Source organism: Rhodococcus sp. 05-2254-6 (assembly GCF_002258565.1).
GTDB lineage: Bacteria > Actinomycetota > Actinomycetes > Mycobacteriales > Mycobacteriaceae > Rhodococcoides.
Window position 1 is genome coordinate 1 of sequence record NZ_NOZF01000089.1, and the last position, 16162, is coordinate 16162.

General features: G+C 62.6%; 15 protein-coding genes. 9 read left to right on the forward strand and 6 right to left on the reverse strand.

Annotation, left to right across the window (positions count from 1 at the left end; genetic code table 11):
• Nucleotides 1-28: 28 nt before the first annotated feature.
• The 5 genes from CH256_RS10905 to dnaA form a co-directional block, all read right to left on the reverse strand.
• A complete protein-coding gene (locus tag CH256_RS10905) occupies nucleotides 29-592 on the reverse strand; it encodes a DUF721 family protein (protein ID WP_068047719.1) in 564 nt (187 codons plus the stop codon).
• Nucleotides 589-1839 carry a DNA replication/repair protein RecF gene (gene recF / locus CH256_RS10910; protein WP_094638407.1) on the reverse strand — a complete coding sequence of 417 codons (1251 nt, stop codon included), beginning with the start codon at nucleotides 1837-1839 and terminating at the stop codon, nucleotides 589-591. The genes CH256_RS10905 and recF overlap by 4 nt, the downstream gene beginning before the upstream one ends.
• Nucleotides 1840-2766, reverse strand: a complete 927-nt coding sequence (gene gnd / locus CH256_RS10915) for a phosphogluconate dehydrogenase (NAD(+)-dependent, decarboxylating) (RefSeq protein WP_068047712.1) — start codon at nucleotides 2764-2766, stop codon at nucleotides 1840-1842.
• A 65-nt stretch (nucleotides 2767-2831) separates the two neighbouring features.
• Nucleotides 2832-4016, reverse strand: a complete 1185-nt coding sequence (gene dnaN, locus CH256_RS10920; protein ID WP_068047709.1) for a DNA polymerase III subunit beta — start codon at nucleotides 4014-4016, stop codon at nucleotides 2832-2834.
• A 584-nt stretch (nucleotides 4017-4600) separates the two neighbouring features.
• Nucleotides 4601-6133, reverse strand: coding sequence for a chromosomal replication initiator protein DnaA (gene dnaA, locus CH256_RS10925; protein WP_068047705.1), 1533 nt, complete (start codon nucleotides 6131-6133; stop codon nucleotides 4601-4603).
• Between the two features lie 621 nt (nucleotides 6134-6754).
• Between dnaA and rpmH the strand changes: the two genes are divergently transcribed.
• From rpmH to CH256_RS10985, 9 genes are all read left to right on the forward strand, one after another.
• Entirely contained in the window at nucleotides 6755-6898 is a 144-nt protein-coding gene (rpmH, locus tag CH256_RS10935; protein WP_026347786.1) for a 50S ribosomal protein L34, read from the forward strand.
• Between the two features lie 30 nt (nucleotides 6899-6928).
• Entirely contained in the window at nucleotides 6929-7309 is a 381-nt protein-coding gene (rnpA, locus tag CH256_RS10940; protein ID WP_068047699.1) for a ribonuclease P protein component, read from the forward strand.
• Nucleotides 7306-7635 (forward strand): membrane protein insertion efficiency factor YidD, encoded by a 330-nt coding sequence (gene yidD / locus CH256_RS10945; protein WP_094638404.1) that lies wholly within the window; start codon nucleotides 7306-7308, stop codon nucleotides 7633-7635. Before rnpA ends, yidD begins: the two co-directional genes overlap by 4 nt.
• A gap of 4 nt (nucleotides 7636-7639) precedes the next feature.
• On the forward strand, nucleotides 7640-8731 hold the full coding sequence (yidC, locus tag CH256_RS10950) for a membrane protein insertase YidC (RefSeq protein WP_094638403.1): 1092 nt from the start codon (nucleotides 7640-7642) through the stop codon (nucleotides 8729-8731).
• A gap of 25 nt (nucleotides 8732-8756) precedes the next feature.
• Nucleotides 8757-9431, forward strand: coding sequence for a Jag family protein (locus CH256_RS10955; RefSeq protein ID WP_094669606.1), 675 nt, complete (start codon nucleotides 8757-8759; stop codon nucleotides 9429-9431).
• Between the two features lie 1692 nt (nucleotides 9432-11123).
• Entirely contained in the window at nucleotides 11124-11801 is a 678-nt protein-coding gene (rsmG, locus tag CH256_RS10970; RefSeq protein ID WP_068047690.1) for a 16S rRNA (guanine(527)-N(7))-methyltransferase RsmG, read from the forward strand.
• An 81-nt stretch (nucleotides 11802-11882) separates the two neighbouring features.
• Entirely contained in the window at nucleotides 11883-12893 is a 1011-nt protein-coding gene (locus tag CH256_RS10975; protein ID WP_094669609.1) for a ParA family protein, read from the forward strand.
• Between the two features lie 4 nt (nucleotides 12894-12897).
• Nucleotides 12898-13974 carry a ParB/RepB/Spo0J family partition protein gene (locus CH256_RS10980; RefSeq protein ID WP_068047672.1) on the forward strand — a complete coding sequence of 359 codons (1077 nt, stop codon included), beginning with the start codon at nucleotides 12898-12900 and terminating at the stop codon, nucleotides 13972-13974.
• A gap of 234 nt (nucleotides 13975-14208) precedes the next feature.
• Entirely contained in the window at nucleotides 14209-14889 is a 681-nt protein-coding gene (locus CH256_RS10985; RefSeq protein ID WP_037195290.1) for a hypothetical protein, read from the forward strand.
• Between the two features lie 34 nt (nucleotides 14890-14923).
• On the opposite strand, the gene CH256_RS10990 is transcribed toward CH256_RS10985, so the two are convergent.
• On the reverse strand, nucleotides 14924-16117 hold the full coding sequence (locus tag CH256_RS10990) for an N-acetylmuramoyl-L-alanine amidase (protein WP_068047669.1): 1194 nt from the start codon (nucleotides 16115-16117) through the stop codon (nucleotides 14924-14926).
• Nucleotides 16118-16162 lie beyond the last annotated feature (45 nt).

Consider the following 16162-nt stretch of genomic DNA (forward strand, 5'->3'; position numbering starts at 1 on the left):
TTCGAAAAGCATACGTTGGGACGTCTCACTATCCGTACGTGTCGCGCGGGCCCCGCCCGCGCACGTGACGCTCACCTTTTCTCCAGCTCTGCGTCGTCGGACCGGTGATGCGCAGAGACGTCACCACACCGTGACCGACGGCGGCGGCGATCTTGGCCAGAATCTGCGACTGCATCAGCCTCAACTGCGTCGCCCACGCCGTGGACTCCGCCGAAATACTCAACACGCCGTCCTTGAGACCGGTGGGCTCCGCATGAGCCGAGATGTCCTCGCCGACCACGCTGGGCCACCGGCCCAACACAGCGCCCTCGGACACCTTGGCCGACCACCCACGCTTGGACGCGATCGAGTTCGCCAAGGCCCCGAACGCCTGCGGATCACGGTCGTCCGGCCCGGCTCCCGACCAACCGCGTCGACGACGCCCCCGCAGTGCTCGTACCCCGCCGGTGGGCGACGACCGTCCCTGCCCCACCGATTTGCCACTGGCCTTGGCTGCGGCCCGGGCGTCCTCGAGTGCTCGACGCGCCAGATCGACACCTTTCAGTTCCGGTACCTCACCGTTACCTGTGGGCGTTGCCTCGTCGTCGGTCATCGAACCTCACCTTCCGACGCTGCGGTACCGGTATCGGCCGACAGGTCCGAGATGCGCGAGATACGTCCTGCTGCACCGGAATCCGAACTCTGCGTCGCTTCGACCCCGTACCGCCGAGCATCGAGTTCGGGAGGTACGTCCTCCGGTACCGCCGCCGTGATGAGCACCTGCTCTGCGCCGGCGGCCACGGTCGCCAACGCCGCGCGCCTCTTGCGGTCGAGCTCGGCGAACACGTCGTCGAGCATCAGGACCGGGTCGGTACCGTCTTCCCGCAGCAACGCGAACGACCCGAGCCGCAACGACAGTGCGTACGACCACGACTCACCATGGCTCGCAAACCCTTTCGTCGGTTGATCACCGAGCATCAATTCCAAGTCGTCGCGGTGCGGTCCCACCAGACACACCCCGCGTTCGATCTCGCGCTGTCTCATCACCGAAAGCTGATGCAGGAACGCAGCTTCCAGCACCTCGGTGTCGTCGGGTTCCGGTGCACGATCGGCATCGGAGAATTCCGGCGGGAGCGCATCGGCCAGACTGCAGCGATAGGCGACTGCGGCCAACCGCGATTCCGGCGCGATCGAGCTGTAGGCCTGTTGTACGAAAGGCATCAGCTCGTGCACCAAAGATATTCTGGCAGCGAGCAATCGAGCACCGTGCGCCGCGAGGTGCCCGTCCCAGACGTCGAGGGTGGCAAGTGCACTGGCGCCGTCACCCGACGACGAACCGCGGCGCAACGATCCACTCGCGGTCTTGAGCAGAGCCGACCGTTGCCGCAGTACCTTGTCGTAATCGGCACGGACAGTGGCCATTCGAGGAATTCGAGTGGTCAGCAGCTCGTCGAGATACCGTCGGCGCTCACCGGGATCACCGCGGACGAGCGAGAGATCCTCGGGAGCGAACAACACACTCTGCAACACGCCCAGGATCTCGCGTGGGCGACGCAGCGGCGACCTGTTCATCCGAGCCTTGTTGGCCCGGCCTTCGAGCAGCTCGACGTCGATGATCAATTCGCGACCGTGATTGACCACGGCACTGCCCACGAACGCTTTGGCGGCGCCTGCCCGGATCATGGGGGCGTCCGAGGACACACGATGAGAGGACAACGTCGACAGATAGTTGAGCGACTCGAGCAGATTGGTTTTGCCGTGTCCGTTGGGCCCTACGAACACGGTCGAGCCCGGTCCGAGGTCGACCGTGAGGTCGTCCCAGGATCGGAAGTCGTGTAGCTGCAGAGACCGGACGAACACTTACTCGGTGTTCTTCGGCGCCGGGGCGCGCAGGGTCTCGTCGGCGTCGGCCTTCTTGACCGCATGCCCGCCGAACTGGTTCCGAAGGGCAGAGACAGCCTTCATGGCAGGCGAATCCTCTTGCCGCGAAGCAAATCTGGCGAACAATGCCGCGGAGATCACCGGCGCAGGGACGGCATGACGGATGGCTTCCTCGACGGTCCAGCGACCCTCACCGGAGTCCTCGGTGTACCCGGAGATCTCACTGAACTCCGGATCCTGACCAAGAGCTTCGACCAGCAGGTCGAGCAGCCACGACCGCACGACCGTGCCCTTGCTCCAGGCCCGCAGCACGCCTTGCACATCCTGCACGAGCTCTTCGGCTTCGAGGATCTCGTACCCCTCGGCATAGGCCTGCATCAACCCGTATTCGATACCGTTGTGCACCATTTTCGAGTAGTGACCGGCACCGACCGGGCCGGCATGCACGAAACCGTCCGCGCGCTCGCCCTCGGGACGCAACGCGTCGAAGATCGGCATCGCTCTGGCGACGTGCTCGTCCTGGCCGCCGACCATCAAGCCGTAGCCGTTCTTCAGGCCCCAGACCCCGCCGGATACTCCGGCGTCGATGTAACCGATTCCCTTGGCGTCCAACAACTCTGCGTTGGGCTTGTCATCGGTGAAGCGTGAATTGCCACCGTCGATCACCAGATCGCCTGGCTCGAGCACATCCGCAAGGCCGTTGACGGTGTCGCGGGTGATCTGACCGGACGGGACCATCACCCACACCACCCGGGGCGCCGTCAACGATTGCGCCAGCCCGGCCAGTGACGGGGTATCGGTCACCTCGGGTCGGGGGTCGTAGCCGATCACCTCGTGACCGTGCTCGCGCAATCTCTCGCGCATGTTGAAACCCATTTTTCCGAGACCGACCAAGCCGAGCTGCATGATGACGCGTCCTTGTCTGTGTCAGGTGCGGAGATTCCCGCGGATTCAACAGTAACCAGGCAGGATCAGCCCGGCAGCCTGACGGGCATCAGCAGATACGTGTATTCGGACTTCGGCGCCGCGAACTTGCCTGCGTCGTCGGGCACCAGTTCCTCGTCGGAGGTCGGCCGCAGCACTGCAGGCCGGCTCGGCGTCGTGAATCCGAAGGTGACCTTCTCGCTGTGCAGCGAGGACAACCCGTCGATGAGGTATCCCGGATTGAAGGCGATGGTCAGTGCCTCGCCCTGGAAGTCGGCAGGCAGAGCTTCCTCGGCGCGGCCGGCGTCGTCGCCACCTGCGGACAGCAACACGCCGTCGGAGTTGAATTCCAGGCGCACCTGCGCACCACGCTCGGCAACGAGAGCGACACGCTTGATGGCCTCGACCAGCGAGGCGATGTCGAGGGTCGCCACCGCAGTGTGTTCGGCGGGCAGCAACTGACGGAACTTCGGGAACTCTGCGTCGAGCAACCTGGTCGTGGTGCGGCGCCCGTCACTGACGATGCCCAGCAAACCGTCGCTACCGATGGACGAGCCGGAACCGAGGGCCAGTTCCACCGGTGAGCCGGAGTTGCCGCCCAGAGTCTTTGCCGATTCGGACAAAGTCTTGGCCGGGATGAGCACCGCGGTGGTGGTGTCTGCACCGGCGGGAGCCCACTCCACCTCACGAACCGCCAACCGGAAACGGTCGGTGGCCGCGAGAACGACGTTGGTGCCGTCGATCTCCACGCGGATACCGGTGAGCATCGGAAGCGTGTCGTCCTTGCCCGCAGCGATGGCGACCTGGGCGATTGCCTCGGAGAAGACATCACCGGCCAGCGAGCCGGTGTTGCTGGGCAACTCGGGGAGCTGCGGGTAGTCCTCCACCGGCATCGTGGGCAGCGAGAACTTGGCACTTCCGCAGTTGACCAGAACGCGGGTCCCGTCGACCGTGACGTCGACCGGCTTGTTGGGCAACGACTTCGTGATATCGGCAAGTAGCTTGCCCGACACCAGAACTCGGCCTGCAGTGGCAACCTCCGCCGACACCTTGACCTGAGCGGAGACCTCGTAGTCGAATCCGGAAACCGTCAGACCCTGCTCGTCGGCAGCGAGAAGAACTCCACCGAGAACGGGAACGGGCGGCCGAGACGGCAGGCTGCGGGCTACCCACGCGACGGAATCGGAAAAATCTTCACGAGCAACGCGAAACTTCAAACTTCCAAGCTCCATCGCTCGGCATTTCCTCTCGTTCGGTGGTGTTCGGCGTTACGGCCGGAGCGGTGCAACCACGAAGGTTGCGGCTCGAACCGCTGCAACGACGAGTGTGGCACATCCAGCGCAAGCACACCGTATGCCCTCCGAAGCGAAGACGAAAGCGCGAGGCTCGCGTCGAAGGTGGGATTCGGGGGTTCTCGGAGGGCCTGTGAACGGATCGTTCCCCAACACCTGTTTTCAAAGAAGTTCTTTCAAGGAGAAAACAGAAGTATTAATAGGTCCTGTGGAATCTGTGCACGGACCGTTCGATCCGCTGGTGGCCGAGCGTGGTGTCGTGGGGATGAACTCGGGACCAATACGTGATTGACGCGCGGCTGCCTGTGCACGAATCACATCGGTGCACAGGCGCCCACATTCCATCCCCAGAACTTCGATGTTGTCCACATGGTTATCCACAGGTGTGAATCAATGGTCGACGGCTCGAAAACTCACCGAATACGCGTCGAGAATCGGTCCGACGAACGACCGGAAACAGCAACGGCACCGAACCCTCGATGGGATTCGGTGCCGTCTTCTCGGAGTCCGTCGGTCTTCGGTGGCTACCGCTTGGAGCGCTGCTTGATCCGCGCAGTGAGCTCCTGTACCTGGTCGTACACCTTGCGGCGCTCGGTCATCTCCTTGCGAATCTTCTTGTCCGCGTACATCACCGTCGTGTGATCCCGACCGAACGTCTGCCCGATCTTGGGCAACGACAGATCGGTGAGCTCGCGGCAGAGATACATCGCGATCTGCCTGGCCATGGCCAGTGCTCGGGCCTTGCCCGGCCCGCACAGGTCCTCGATGGAGGTGTTGAAGTACTCCGCTGTGACAGCCATGATCGTCGCCGCATTGATCTCGAGACTCGACGAATCGGGGATGAGATCGCGGAGAACCACCTCGGCCAGAGTGAGGTCGAGGGCTTGTCCGTTCAGCGATGCGAACGCCGTCACTCGAATGAGGGCGCCTTCGAGCTCACGAATGTTGCGTTCGATTCGGCTGGCGATGAGCTCGAGCACGTCGTGTGGCACATCGAGCCGGTCCATCCGAGCCTTCTTGCTCAGAATGGCGATCCGCGTCTCGAGCTCGGGTGGCTGCACATCGGTGATCAAGCCCCACTCGAAGCGAGTACGAAGCCGTTCCTCGAGGGTGGCCAACTGCTTGGGTGGGCGGTCGGAGGACACGACGATCTGTTTGTTCGCGTTGTGCAAGGTGTTGAAGGTGTGGAAGAACTCCTCCTGGATGCCTTCCTTGCCCTCGATGAACTGGATGTCGTCGACCAGCAGCACGTCGGTCTCCCGGTAGCGGCGCTTGAACGCCACTTTGCGGTCGTCACGAAGACTGTTGATGAAGTCGTTGGTGAATTCCTCGGTGGAGACGTACTTGACGCGCATGCCCGGGAACAGGCGCTGCGCGTAGTGCCCGGCCGCGTGCAGGAGGTGAGTCTTGCCCAGACCCGACGCCCCCCACACGAACAGCGGGTTGTACGCGCGAGCAGGTGCTTCGGCGATCGCCACCGCAGCTGCGTGGGCGAACCGATTGGAGGCACCGATGACGAAGGTGTCGAAGGTGTACTTCGAGTTGAGGCTGTTGGCACCCGAGGACGGAGGCGTCGAGTCGGGAGGTTTCGTGAAGTACGTCGGCCACGAGTTCTGGACGCTGGCGAGAGCTTCGCGTTCGTCGTCGACCTCTTCGTAGTCGGCCGTCTCGGAATCCGACGGCTCGTCGTCTCTGCTGGTCAGGACGCGGCGCCGGTACGTCGGAGAGCTGGCGGCATCGGGATACGTCGATCGCTCGGAGTCGATCTTCTCGTCCTCGGGAGCGGAGATGCGAACGCCGAGTCCCTCGACACCCTGTCCCAGATGACGCCCGAGGGCGCCGAGGATGGGTTCGCGAAGATCTCGTTCGATCGCTTCCTGCGCGAAAGTCGACGGCACTGCGAGCAGCGCGAACCCCTGCGTCAAGGTCAGCGGTTTGACCAGAGCGAGCCAGGCCTTCTGGCCTTTGGTCAGCGGAGACCCACTGTGTCGGTCGGATGTGAGCTCCGCGACCACCTCGGGCCAGATGCGCGCGAGCGCATCCGGATCGTCGTTCACGTTGGGCCCTCCGTCATCGAGCATTGGTCTCGGGCGGTGTTCGACGCAGGAATCCGCGCGCCGTTTCGTACCCGCGCGGCAACGTCGTCGGATAGCGTCGTCGTTCGTGCGTCGCTGCGGCCGAGACCAGGGTCCGTGGATGGACCCCGCAAGGTACGAATATGCCACCTGAACTGTGTTTCCACACAATTATCCACAGGTGTGGATAAACGACACCGATGTGACCCCAGAACGCGTTCCGGCTCGTGCTATGGCAATTACGCCAGTCTGACCTGCACCGATGCCAACTGTCTGTAGTGCAATCGGAGGACGTGCGTCGGAGCGAGCGGCCGTCCGGTGGCGATTTCGACGTACATCACACCGTCCGCGGCCGGAAACGGACGCTGCCTGTGTATGAACGACGGCACTGTTCGCTCGAGAGCGAGTTTGACCGGCGGTGACTCGATCAGTACTCTCGAACAGTCACCCAATAGCGAGGTGGCCGATGCTTGCTGGCTGCTTACAGTCTGTCTTCACTCGGATTTCTCGCTCGGGAGGCAAGCAAGTCCATCCGGACTCGCTGAGTACCTTTCCAGCAGGCGCCGACGAACGGCGTCTTTTCAATCTCGAGGAGTGTTGACCGTGGCCAAGGGCAAGCGGACGTTCCAGCCGAACAATCGCCGCCGCGCGCGCGTTCATGGCTTCCGTCTTCGTATGCGTACCCGTGCGGGTCGTGCAATCGTTTCCGCACGTCGCGGCAAGGGCCGTAAAGAACTCACAGCCTGATATCTGTTCGTCCGAAGCTTGGAGCTCGGGATGCTTCCTGAGCCGAATCGACTACACCGAGCACGTGATTTCTCCGTAGCGGTGCGTCGAGGACGCCGAATGGGTAGATCGGATCTTGTGGTTCACGCCGTCGTGCGTGACGAACAGGACATCGCATCTACTGTTCGTGGTCCACGATTCGGATTGATCGTCAGCAAGGCAGTCGGGCCGGCCGTAACTCGTCATCGAGTTGCGCGCCGGCTTCGGCATATCTGTACCGACGTCATCGGTGAACTCCCCGAGACCACCGACGTGGTGATCCGCGCACTGCCCGGAGCCGCGAGAGCGTCCTCGACAGATCTACTGATTCAACTGCGTTCAGGATTGAAGAAGCTCGGTCTTCTCGAAGCTCCGAAGGGTCCGCCGTCATGACATTCATGGGCAACCTTCGTTCCATTCCTGCTCGAACACTCGTCTACTTCATCGGGTTGTACCGGACGTACGTGTCCCCGATGAGGCCTCCCACCTGTCGCTTCTCCCCCACCTGTAGTGAGTACGCCATCGAGGCGCTCCAGGTGCACGGGATGATGAAGGGCTCGTTGCTGGCAGTCGTCCGCCTCCTCAAATGTGCTCCCTGGCACTCTGGAGGCTGGGACCCGGTGCCCGAACCCGGTAGGTGGCGCGCGACCGTCACCGAGCTGACCGAAACCGAAGAACACCACGATCTCGCGCGAGTGGAAGAACAGAGGAGTACATAGAGCCGTGCTCGACTTCATTTACTACCCGGTTGCCTGGATTCTCTGGGTGTGGCACAAGGTGTTCGGCTTTGTGTTCCAGGATCCCAGCAATGGGTTCGCCTGGGCACTGTCCGTCGTCTTCCTGGTCTTCACCCTCCGCCTGATTCTGTACAAGCCCTTCGTCAAGCAGGTCCGCACCACTCGACAGATGCAGGAGCTACAGCCGCAGATCAAGGCTCTGCAGAAGAAGTACGGCAAAGACAAGCAGAAGATGGCCGTCGAAATGCAGAAGCTCCAGAAGGAGCACGGCTTCAATCCGCTGATGGGCTGCCTGCCGGTGCTGGCGCAGGCACCGGTGTTCATCGGCCTGTTCCACGTGCTGCGCTCGTTCAACCGCACCGGTACCGGCTTCGGTCAGCTCGGATTGACTCCCGAGGAGAACCGCGAGCTGTCCAACTACGCGTTCAATGTGTCGGACGTGCAGTCCTTCTTGGACGCTCGTCTGTTCGGTGCGCCGATTTCGGCGTGGATCACGATGCCGCAGGACCAGCTCAACGCATTCGCCGTGGGACCGGGCGCGACCATTCCGTCCACCTGGGTCATTGTCGCGGTGTCCGTTCCTCTGATGATCATCGCGGCGATCATGACGCACATGAACTCGCGTGCGTCCGTGGCCCGTCAGAGCGCCGCTGCGGCAGCGAACCCGCAGTCCGCCATCATGAACAAGCTCGCCCTGTACGTGTTCCCGCTCGGCGTGCTGGTGTTCGGTGCCCTGCTTCCCATCGCCATCCTGCTGTACTGGGTCAGCAACAACACCTGGACCTACGCGCAGCAGCACCTGGTGTTCGGAAAGATCGACAAGGAAGAAGCTGCCAAGGCCGCTGCCGCAGTGGAGAAGCGTTCCGAGAATGCGCCGAAGCCCGGTGTGAAGCCTGTGTCGACCACCAAGCCGAAGCCCGGCGCTCGCCCGAAGCTCTCGAAGATGACGCCGACGAGTGATTCGACGACGGCCGAGACCGGTGAGAGTATCGCCGGTTCGACGACCGGTGCCGCATCGCCGGCCAAACCGAGACCGCAGGCGAACCGGAACAAGTCGACCAAGCGCAAGCGGCGCTGACCGACGCGTCGAGAGAAGGACGAACATGGCAGCGGACGTAGAAGAAGCTCAGAACGACGAAGTGCAGACAGCCGGTGCGGTATCCGGGGATGGAGCAAGTGACGTGGTGGTCGAGGCCGATCAGGTGAGTGCAGTCGACGTGGAGGCAGACGAGACTCCCGTGGTCGAGAAGTCCGAGGACTCGGGCGTCGTCGAGGACAAGACCGACGACGAGTCGGATGACGACGACGAGGACGACGAGGACTACCTCGTCGAGGAAGGCGAGATCGCCGGCGATTACCTCGAGCAACTCCTCGACGTCCTGGACTTCGACGGCGACATCGATCTGGACGTGGAGGGTGACCGCGCCATCGTCAGCATCGACGGCGGCGACGATCTCGCCAAGCTCGTCGGGCGCAAGGGTGAGGTTCTCGATGCACTGCAGGAGCTGACTCGGCTCGCGGTCCAGCAGTCGACGGGCGAGCGCAGCAAGCTGATGCTCGACGTCGCCGGCTGGCGTGCCAACCGGCGCACCGAACTCGGCAACCTCGGTGCCGAAGCTGCGCGTCGTGTACTCGAATCCGGTGAGCGCGAAGAGCTGACCCCGATGACTCCGTTCGAGCGAAAGATCGTGCACGACGCGGTCGCCAAGATCGACGGCGTCGCGAGCGAAAGTACCGGCGTCGAGCCGGCTCGACGAGTAGTTGTCGTCAAGGCGTAACAGAGCGTCCCCAGTCGATGGCCCTCACTTCGGTGGGGGCCATCGTCGTATCCGGACGTAGTAGATCCATCGGTCGAATGTCATCGATGTAATTTGCTCGACGACGACTGGTGTCGGCGCGGGTTGCGATCGATTTTCTCGCCGGATTCTCGAGATCAGTCATGCACTGCGCTTTCGTCACTGTGACGGCAAAGTCGATGGTGTCTTTCTTGCCTGTTGCTCGCGTCGGTCGCGTTTGTTTCACGTGAAACAGGCGGGATGCGAGGTGAACGAACTGTTGCCGATACGCCCGTCTGAGTTCTGGATTCGAGGACTGTCGTTCTATCCGTAGGGTTGGGGTAGAACGATCTCCAGAGCCCTCACTAGGTTCCGAGATCTGAGTGCCGGATCGACACGGTCTGGAGTCGGTGCAGTTTCACGTGAAACATTGCGGGCGATCATGGATGCCTCAAACCATCCGACTTCAGGGAAGGATCGAATCTGGGTCCAGTCGGTCTTGTCGGATTGGGCGACGCTACCGAGCGGCTCTCGACGGTTCACGCAATCGACGAGTCCGTGACTCTTCATCCCACAATCGATGGAAGTTGCGCGGGTAGGTATTACCGGTCTACGAAGAATCGACGACGCCCGATCGACGTCATCTCGATGGTGGATGTATCCGCGGCGATCGAGCTTCAGGGACTGCGCTACCGAAAACCCGGATGTGTTCGTCTTCATCCGGGCAACGCGGCGGGCGACCTGACGTCCCGACGACGGTTGCTGATCGAGAATCTTGGGTATCTCAATTCGGAGGCTGGGATCGACATGACGAATGTCCGGACGACGAACTTTCGAGAGTACGAATGTGTGGGACCGCTGAGCTCGTGGGAAATCGAGACCTCCGTGAACCCGGACGACGTGTAAGTTCGGATGCACCGAAACGATGCCCCGTTCGATCGGGACGCGACCGAGAATGGAGGCGCGTCTCGGGCTCTCCCCCGACTAGGTGGGTCATGGCATCTAAGTGCCCGGACCGGTCTACGTGATTGACAGGTATTCGTTCAGATCTCCACCGGCTTCCGGCTGTCGATCAACTCCTTCCAGAAACGTGGACTCGTACACGTACGTAGTTTCACGTGAAACATCCACAGGCCGATCAGTCATACCTCGCCAGCCGGACGCAGACATGAATGTGTTCGATTGCGAATGGCGTCAGCCACTCGGGGTAGAGGTTCGGTCGGTACTACGCACGTTGGACCGAGTACCTGATTTGTGAGGTTCGGTTACCTGTCGTCCGAGCATGTATGAACCGATCTGCCGACACCGATAACTGCTGTCGAGATCCCTGAGAGTCAACGCTGAATACGTCACCGATTCGTCACGCGGCACTGAAGATAGTGAGGCAATGGCAAAGCAGTTTCACGTGAAACAGCGGGGCATGAGACACCCCCAGTCGCGACCGGACCAACTGGCGGAGCCTCGGGAGTGGTGGTCTGTCCAACCGTGCGGGGTCGGGAGATCTTCGGGCCCGAACAAACGGGAGATCGATCCGGATGGTCCGCCCACGCCGAGAATAGGGACGGCTCCACTCGTCGTGGATCGCTACGCCACCGCCCACTGTCGGTCGCGTTGGTACCGGATCTCGGCGGTTCCACGTCGATTCGATCGAGTTACAGCGATGTCGTTTGGCGTTCGGTGCCCGGGCACGGGAAGATGTTTCACGTGGAACAAGAAGGCTCGGATAGCAATCAGTTGACGGCCGTGGCGGAGCAGATCTTCGGTGATCGGCTCGAGTTGGCACGGAGGTACCACGACTCGTTGGCTACGGCCGGCGTCGAACGAGGACTCATCGGACCGCGTGAAGTTCCACGGCTCTGGGAGCGGCACATCCTCAACTGCGCGGCGATCGGTGAGCTCATCGACGAAGGCGAGACCGTCGTCGATATCGGCAGCGGTGCTGGCTTGCCCGGTATCCCGTTGGCAATCGCGCGGCCCGATTTGCGGGTGACCCTCGTCGAGCCCCTCCTCCGCCGAACCGTCTATCTCGCAGAGTTCATCGAGGAACACGATCTGAATATCTTGGTCGTGCGCGGTCGCGCGGAACAGCCCGGCGTCAAGAAGGAAGCCGGCGGTGCCGATGTGGTCACGTCGAGGGCGGTGGCGCCATTGGAGAAACTCGCAAAGTGGTCGCTCCCTCTGGTCCACGAGCACGGGCGGATGCTGGCTCTGAAGGGATCGAGCGCCGGCGAAGAGATCGAACGCGACCGGACTTCCCTCACCCGGATGGGTGCTGGCAAGCTGGAGGTAGTGGAGTGCGGAGTGGGTCTGTTGCCCACTCCCACCATCGTCGTCAGAGCGGTGCGTGAGCCGCGGAGACTGAGTCGTCACTGATTTCGATCGTGGGCTCACACGTCCCGCGCTCGACCCGATCGATCGTATTGAACACAGTCAGTTCCGCACTAAGGAGCACATATGTCGGGTGGGTCCGATCCCGCTGTTTCACGTGAAACAGCGTCCAAGAAGAACGCGTCGAGCAACTCGGGGAAACAGTCGGGGGTGGCGGCCAGCTCCGGGTTCGAGTACACCAACGCGATCTCTCCGAACGACACCCCCATCGGCGCTGCGGCGCATCGAGCCAGCCAGGTTCTGCATCCCGGATCGGTGTCGCTGCCGAAGCCGGCGAAGCGACGCATGCTGACGATCGCCAATCAGAAGGGTGGCGTCGGGAAGACGACGACTGCCGTGAACCTGGCCGCCGCGCTGGCCCTCCAAGGACTGACGGTTCTGGTGGTCGATCTGGACCCTCAGGGCAACGCCAGCACGGCGTTGGGCGTCGAGCATCACTCGGGTGTGCCGTCGAGCTACGAGGTCCTCATCGGTGAAGTGAGCGCCAAGGACGCAGTGCAGAAGAGTCCGCACAGCGACCGGTTGTTCTGCATTCCGGCGACCATCGACCTCGCCGGCGCCGAGATCGAGTTGGTGTCGATGGTGGCCCGCGAAGGTCGCCTCAAGACGGCGCTGTCGGTGGAGGAACTCTCCGGCATCGACGCCGACTTCATCCTCATCGACTGCCCCCCGTCGCTCGGTTTGTTGACGGTCAACGCACTCGTCGCAGCGACCGAGGTACTGATCCCCATTCAGTGCGAGTACTACGCGCTCGAAGGTGTGGGTCAGCTCCTCCGCAATATCGAGCTGGTGCAGTCGCATCTGAATCCAGAACTGCACGTCTCCACCGTGATCCTGACGATGTACGACGGGCGCACCAAGTTGGCAGACCAGGTCGCGGAAGAAGTACGCAAGCACTTCGGCGACGCCGTCCTACGGGCCGTGATCCCTCGCAGCGTGAAGGTGTCCGAGGCTCCCGGGTACGGCATGACGGTGCTGGATTACGACCCCGGTTCACGCGGAGCGATGAGTTACCTGGACGCCGGACGAGAGCTCGCTGCCCGATCGGCCGGCATCGACGAAGCACGGAAGAAGTGAACAGATGAGTTCCACACGTAAGGGTGGTCTGGGCCGCGGCCTGGCCTCACTCATCCCCACCGGACCCGATGCCGGACCACGTCTCGGCAACGCGGCGGCAGACGTGATCATCGGCGCGGATCGCAACGCCAAGGACCGCCCGGATACGTCCACCAAGCCGAAACGCTCCGCACCGGCGGACGAGCTCACGGAGACCGCGACAGCACCCACACCGACCCCGCCGGTGCTGAACGGAGACGACCTCTCCCCCGTCGGTGCCGTCTACCGAGAGATCGCACCTGATCGAATCGAAGCCAATCCCAAGCAGCCGAGGCACGTCTTCGACGACGAATCGTTGGCCGAACTGGTCCACTCGATCCGCGAATTCGGGCTCATGCAGCCCATCGTGGTCCGTCTCGTGTCGGGTTCCGCTGGGGCCGGAGACGCAAAATATCAGCTCGTCATGGGCGAGCGTCGGTGGCGTGCAAGCCAGGCAGCCGGCCTCGAGTCGATCCCGGCGATTGTTCGGGAGACCGCGGACGACGCGATGTTGCGCGATGCATTGCTCGAGAACATCCACCGCGTCCAGCTCAATCCGCTCGAAGAAGCAGCCGCGTACCAACAGCTCCTCGAAGAATTCGACGTCACGCACGAGGAACTGGCCGCGAAAATCGGTCGGTCACGTCCGGTCGTGACCAACATGATTCGTCTGTTGAAGCTGCCGATTCCCGTGCAGCGACGAGTGGCGGCCGGGGTTCTGTCGGCCGGCCACGCCCGCGCTCTGTTGTCTCTGGACGCTGGGTCGGATGCGCAGGAGTCATTGGCGGCGCGAATCGTTGCCGAAGGTCTCTCCGTCCGCGCGACCGAAGAAGCCGTCACCCTCGCCAATCGAGAGGACGGGAAGAGCCCGGAACCGGCGCCCCGGCGCAAGCCCATTCAGATGCCGGGCCTCCAGGACGTCGCCGATCGCCTCTCGGATTCGTTCGATACGCGGGTAACGGTCAGCCTCGGTAAGCGGAAAGGCAAGATCGTGGTCGAATTCGGATCGGTCGATGACCTTCAGAGGATCGTCGAGATGATGGAAGCACAGAAGAAAAAGTAGCGGCGATTTTTCAGGACCAGTCATACGCGGTCGAAACGTCACTGTGACGTAGCTCGGTCGGAGGAGGTCCTGAAATCTCGAAATCTACTCGAAAAGTACTGTGATACAACATATTTGAATGATCGGCTCCACCCGACGGGTCAGACGAACGAATCGCCTATCCTGTTCGAGGGGCAGATCGGCTCCGATCGAGAATTCTCGCGGTGAACGAGAGCACGAAGGCTGAGGTAAGCGGTGTCGGCGATGGTGACCGGAGTGACGCTCGGTTCGTTCGAGCACTTGCCGACGCATTCGCGGCGATGCAGCTTCTGGGTCCTCGACCCCGCGTCGGAGAGTTCCTCGGTCGACCTCGAATTCGAGAACGAAGTATGGCTGTCGACCATCATGCTCGAATGGGGATCCTGCGGGCAGTTGCTGTCCGTCGACGGCAGGACGATCGGATGCGCCCTCTACTGTCCACCCCGCGCAGTTCCGCGGGCGACGACGTTCCCGACGTCGCCGGTCAGTCACGATGCAGTTCTGTTGACCCAACTCCGGATCGATTCGCCGGACGACGCGGACCTGCATTCGGCCACGCTGATTCAGGCGGTCGTGGGCGATCTCGTCAATCGTGGAGTTCGCGCTCTGGAGGCGTTCGGTATTCGGCGCAACGCCGACGATGCTGCGCCGGCGGTTCCGAACGCCACGGCGCAGCTGACGTGTTCGGCGTCGACGTGCATGATCGAAGCGGACTTCCTCGAGAAGGTCGGGTTCGAAGTGATTGCTCCCCACCACAGATTCCCGAGACTGAGGCTCGAGCTCGATCGCGATCACGGGTGGAAGCAGGATGTCGAGTCTGCACTCGAGCAGCTACTGATCGCGGCCAGCATCTCCGTCGTCGATATCGAGCAGAAGTCGACGGTCGGGGCGCGGTGACACCTCACCCACCGACGCGCTCGCGCGCGGTGGTTCAGGGGCGATCGGAAGCAGCGAGTTCCTCGGCGAGCAACTCGGCGAAGGTGAACGTTCCGGTCGGCTGATCGTCCTGACCGAGTAGGTACAGGCGCTTCACGGCGATCAAAATAGCTTCGGCGATGATGTCGCGGAACCGCGGGTCGCTGAGAACTTCGACGTCGGATTCGTTGGTGAGGTAGCCGAGGTCGATCTGGATGGTCGGCATGTTGGTCAGGCGCAACAGATCCCACGTGCGGCCATGGCTGCGGCAGTCGAGAAGCGGTGTGCGGGCGACGATTTCACGCTGCACGTAGCTGGTCAGTACTTGACCGATCATCGAGGTGGATCCGTGCGAGTTACCGAAGTGGAAGCTCGCGACGCCGTTGGCCACGGGGCTGGTGCTCGATGCGCAGCGCAACGAGATCATCAGGTCGGCACCCCAAGCGTTGGCCGTCTCGGCGCGGTCGGCGACCGAAGGATTGGTCCCGCGCGCACGGGAGAGGAAGGTTTCCATTCCGGTCGCGGCCATGCGGCCCTCGAGTCGGCTCGCCATATCCCACAGAATCTCGGACTCGGAGACGCGGCCGAACGTTCCCTCGACGATGCGTCCTGTGTCTGCTCCGCCGAGATCTGGATCGATGACGATGCGCTTGCCGGTCAACTGCGGTCCGGATTTGCGAACGAGTTCTTCCTCGCTCATGGCGTGCGGGGATCCACCGGTGACTCGCGTGCCGAGAAGGTCGAGAGAGCGCAGAGTCGCCGGTCCACAGATGCCGTCCGGGGAGAGTCCGATCTCGCGCTGGAACGAGGACAGTCCCTCGTGCGTGCGGGGACCGAAAAAGCCGTCGACGCGCTCGCTGTAGAAACCGAGGTCCTGGAGTCTCGTCTGCAACGAGGCGACGTCGTCGCCGTACAGCGGAGCGGACAGCTGGTAGATGAGGGTTCGAGCGCCGAGGCGGTACGACGCTTCTTTGAGTGCGCGATATGTGGCCGGGCCTACGACGCCGTCGACCAACAGACCGCGGTGCTGTTGGAACGCGCGGACGGCACCTCCGAGGGCACCGTCGAAGACGGAACCGGGGGCCGTCCAGTGGCCGTCGTCCATGGGACCGGGGGGAACTACCGCTTCGTGGAGAAAGCCGAGAGCCGACAGAGTGCCGCGGACCTCGGCGACGGCGGGTCCGGAATCGCCGTGACTGAGTTCCTGCATCCTCGACAAAGCCTCTCGATTGTTCCGACGGCACTCACACCTTGC